The organism is Candidatus Schmidhempelia bombi str. Bimp, from assembly GCF_000471645.3.
GTDB classification, from domain to species: Bacteria; Pseudomonadota; Gammaproteobacteria; order Enterobacterales; family Orbaceae; genus Utexia; species Utexia bombi.
On record NZ_AWGA01000101.1, the window covers coordinates 1 to 4,174 of the forward strand.

Here is a 4,174-nt window from a genome sequence, read left to right on the forward strand (position 1 = left end):
GCCAGTAAACAACTAACGTTAATCTGTGGCGGCTCGTATATTAAAATCAGCAGCGAAGGCATTGAACTAGGCACCGCTGGCAACATCTATTTTAAAGGTAATGTTATGCAGAAAATGGCGGCAAAGGATATGGATATCACTCAGATAGCGTTGCCAGAGGTTATTGGTGATTATGCGGTGAAATTTATATGTAAAGATGAAACGGGAAACATTTATGCCAATGAACCCTATATTGCCACGCTTGCTAATGGTAGAAAGGTGCAAGGCCAAACCGATAAAAATGGATATACACAAGCATTTTATTCTGTCGATGAAGACCAAACCATTACACTGGAATTAATAAGTAGGTAGGTTAACTATGCCCAATAATAATGAAAATAGTTCAAGCTGTAAAATTTTCACAGCCCAAACAACTAAGCTTAAAAACGGTGAGGTCGCCATTAAAGAAGCGATTAGCGCTTAAATACCCGGATGCAGAGGTAAGAATCATAGAAAATTTTTATTTTCCACACGAATTTAAAGCTGAATGGACTAAGTTATATAATGAACTCACCGATCCGCAAACGGCTTGCAAATATTCTTTATGGCAAATTCACTTTTTTGGCCATGGTGGACCAGAAGCACTGTATTTTCAAGAGCATGATGGGGAAGATAAAATTTATTTTAATGAGCAAGAGCAGATGGAGCGTTTACCTTGGCATCCTAATCAAGGGATTTTTGTTTTACACAGCTGCCGGGGAGCGGCTTACGAAGATACCCTTAATGTAGACAAAATAAAGGTACAAACTTGTTTGGCTAATACGATTTCAACACAGCAAAAAACGCGTTGTTTAGGGCAAGTGACTTATGGTAATAATAACTTTCTTGACGTAATAGACTATCCCATTGATGAAAATAACGTGACTAAGCCGCTAGCTGCTCGGGGAACGATATTATATTCAACAGAAAAATGGGAAGCGGAGGTTATAGAGCAAGTAAAGTATAGATCTAATTTTTATTATAACTTTTTAAAATATTCTGTTAGTAAACCTGTTGTTTTATGGGGTTATGCACTGCTAACCAATAAATCAGAGAAAAAAACATTATATAACAAACAGAAATATGAGTCTAATAAGAAAATACAACAATCAACTTTGCCAAAGGCATATCCCATCTATCAAGAAATAAAAAAACTTGCGGATAAAAATCAGATCTTGCCTTGTCGCGTAGTTAATAATGGCGAATTAGAGTCCCCGGTTGTTGAAGTGGATATCTTTAATCAAAATGATGTGGAGTATATTTAATGCACTATCCCGCTAAAGTAACAAAATTAATATCGAAAAAGTTAATACTTGGTATGTCCACACTTTGTAGTACCAGAAATATAAGGTCATGGATTCATATTAAATTCGCTTGAGTTATTTCATTCAGATAGAGGAAAAGTGTTTGATAGTCATTTGCTTGATGAGTGTTTAAACGAATTTGATAGTCTACTATTCCTCAACATCAATTATTACGTATCGATGAAGCCCAAAAGCTATATAAAAGCGCATTTGACGATCAAGTATTTTATGGCGTCCGTCACCCAGATAGCTTAGTAACATTGATTAAACATGCCTGGCAATGAGATAAAAATGCGATGCTTTATTATTATAGTATTCTTCATTGTAAAGATTTGTATGATGAAGATGGAAAAGACGAGTGGATTACTATGTCCTTTGATACGTTTATGCGCAAATATCGGCATCAGTTAGTGGATAGTGCCGGGAATCCATTAGTTGAGCCCATAGTGTTTAAAAATCAAGAAATGAGAAACTATTTATGGGAACAATTTGCCGATTTAAAATATCCTTATTTTGCTTATCGAAAAAGCTGGTGGTATAGCCCTTGTGGATATGATACAAAAGGTATACGTTTACCATGCCCAGATGATAAATTAGAAAAAAGTATTGAATATCTGAACTATGCTCTTGAAGGGGGCTATCATTGCTATGAACAATGGATTGCTCGAATGCTATTCCAACAAGGGGATCATTATAAAGATGAAAAATATAAACAACTCAGTAAATTAACCGAATACCGCCAATCGTTAACCTTAGAAGAGTTAAAACTGTCCATTGATTATGCGCAGTTAATGGCCGAACATAGCTCCATTATTGGCATATTACGGGTTACCGAAGCCTACTTATATGGTATAGGTCGTGAGCCCGATCCTATTAAAGCGTATGCATGGTCACTATTAAGTGATTATGCCAAACAAACCATCGAGGATAATGACAATAATTTAGCTTGGTATGCTCACCGACTGCCACCTGTGTGGGAATATAACAAGCAAATTCAAACCGGTCTTGAAAAGAGACTTAACCCAACACAAAAACAAGCTGCGCAAGAGTATTTGTCAGCGCTTAAAACCACAATTGTTACTTGGGATTATAATGAGTGGCGAAATGAAATTGATGATTTTCATCCAAGACCTTAATTTGTTTGGCTAATACGATTTTTCCCCAAGTCATCGCCAAGCTATCAAGAAATAAAAAAACTTGCGGATAAAAATCAGATCTTGCCTTGTCGCGTAGTTAATCATGGCGAATTAGAGCCCCGGGTTGTTGAAGTGGATAGCTTTAATCAAAATGATGTGGAGTATATTTAATGCACTATCCCGCTAAAGTAACAAAATTAATATCGAAAAAGTTAATACTTTTAATTATTAGTTTTTGCTTTGTTATCGTTCTTGCTTGCTTATATATGGTTTATTCAACCCATAACCATCGTCAACTTACTCAATCGGAAAATATAACGATGGACTATACTATTTACCCATCTACTATTCCCCAACATCAATTATTACGTATCGATGAAGCCCAAAAGCTATATGAAAGCGCATTTGACGATCAAGTATTTTATGGTGTCCGTGACCCAGATAGCTTAGTGACATTGATTAAACATGCCTGGCAATGGGATAAAAATGTGATGTTTTATTATTATAGAATTCTTCATTGTAAAGATTTGTATGATGAAGATGGAAAAGACGAGTGGATTACTATGTCCTTTGATACATTTATGCGCAAATACCGGCATCAGTTAGTGGATAGTGTCGGGAATCCATTAGTTGAACCTATAGTGTTTAAAAATCAAGAAATGAGAAACTATTTATGGGAGCAATTTGCCGATTTAAAATATCCTAAATTTGCTTATGAAAAAGGCTTTGCAATTGGTCATTGTGGGTATGATGAAAAGGGAATGGCGCTTTCATGTCCAAATGCTAAGTTAGAGAGCAGTATTAAGTACTTAAATTATGCTATTGAAGGAGGCTATCATTGCTACGAAGATAAGTGGATAGCTTTAATCAAAATGATGTGGAGTATATTTAATGCACTATCCCGCTAAAGTAACAAAATTAATATCGAAAAAGTTAATACTTTTAATTATTAGTTTTTGCTTTGTTATCGTTCTTGCTTGCTTATATATGGTTTATTCAACCCATAACCATCGTCAACTTACTCAATCGGAAAATATAACGATGGACTATACTATTTACCCATCTACTATTCCCCAACATCAATTATTACGTATCGATGAAGCCCAAAAGCTATATGAAAGCGCATTTGACGATCAAGTATTTTATGGTGTCCGTGACCCAGATAGCTTAGTGACATTGATTAAACATGCCTGGCAATGGGATAAAAATGTGATGTTTTATTATTATAGAATTCTTCATTGTAAAGATTTGTATGATGAAGATGGAAAAGACGAGTGGATTACTATGTCCTTTGATACATTTATGCGCAAATACCGGCATCAGTTAGTGGATAGTGTCGGGAATCCATTAGTTGAACCTATAGTGTTTAAAAATCAAGAAATGAGAAACTATTTATGGGAGCAATTTGCCGATTTAAAATATCCTAAATTTGCTTATGAAAAAGGCTTTGCAATTGGTCATTGTGGGTATGATGAAAAGGGAATGGCGCTTTCATGTCCAAATGCTAAGTTAGAGAGCAGTATTAAGTACTTAAATTATGCTATTGAAGGAGGCTATCATTGCTACGAAGATTTGATTGCTCGAATGCTTTTTCAACAAGGGAATCATTATAAAGATAAAAAATATAAACAACTCAATAAATTAACCGAATACCGCCAATCGTTAACCGTAGAAGAGTTAAAACTGTCCATTGATTATGCGCAGTTAATGGCCGAA

The 4,174-nt window shown here is 35.3% G+C and carries 4 protein-coding genes and 1 pseudogene; all 5 read left to right on the top strand.

Annotation, left to right across the window (positions count from 1 at the left end):
• Positions 1-351 (top strand): annotated as a pseudogene (locus O970_RS09980) (hypothetical protein); the annotation flags it as partial.
• A gap of 20 nt (positions 352-371) precedes the next feature.
• Positions 372-1,283, top strand: coding sequence for a hypothetical protein (locus O970_RS09050; protein WP_133459379.1), 912 nt, complete (start codon positions 372-374; stop codon positions 1,281-1,283).
• A 335-nt stretch (positions 1,284-1,618) separates the two neighbouring features.
• Entirely contained in the window at positions 1,619-2,458 is an 840-nt protein-coding gene (locus O970_RS09055; protein ID WP_133459380.1) for a hypothetical protein, read from the top strand.
• A 266-nt stretch (positions 2,459-2,724) separates the two neighbouring features.
• Entirely contained in the window at positions 2,725-3,366 is a 642-nt protein-coding gene (locus O970_RS09060) for a hypothetical protein (RefSeq protein ID WP_238610628.1), read from the top strand.
• Between the two features lie 79 nt (positions 3,367-3,445).
• Positions 3,446-4,174 (top strand): hypothetical protein (locus O970_RS09065; protein WP_238610629.1); only part of this gene is annotated, 729 nt, incomplete at its 3' end.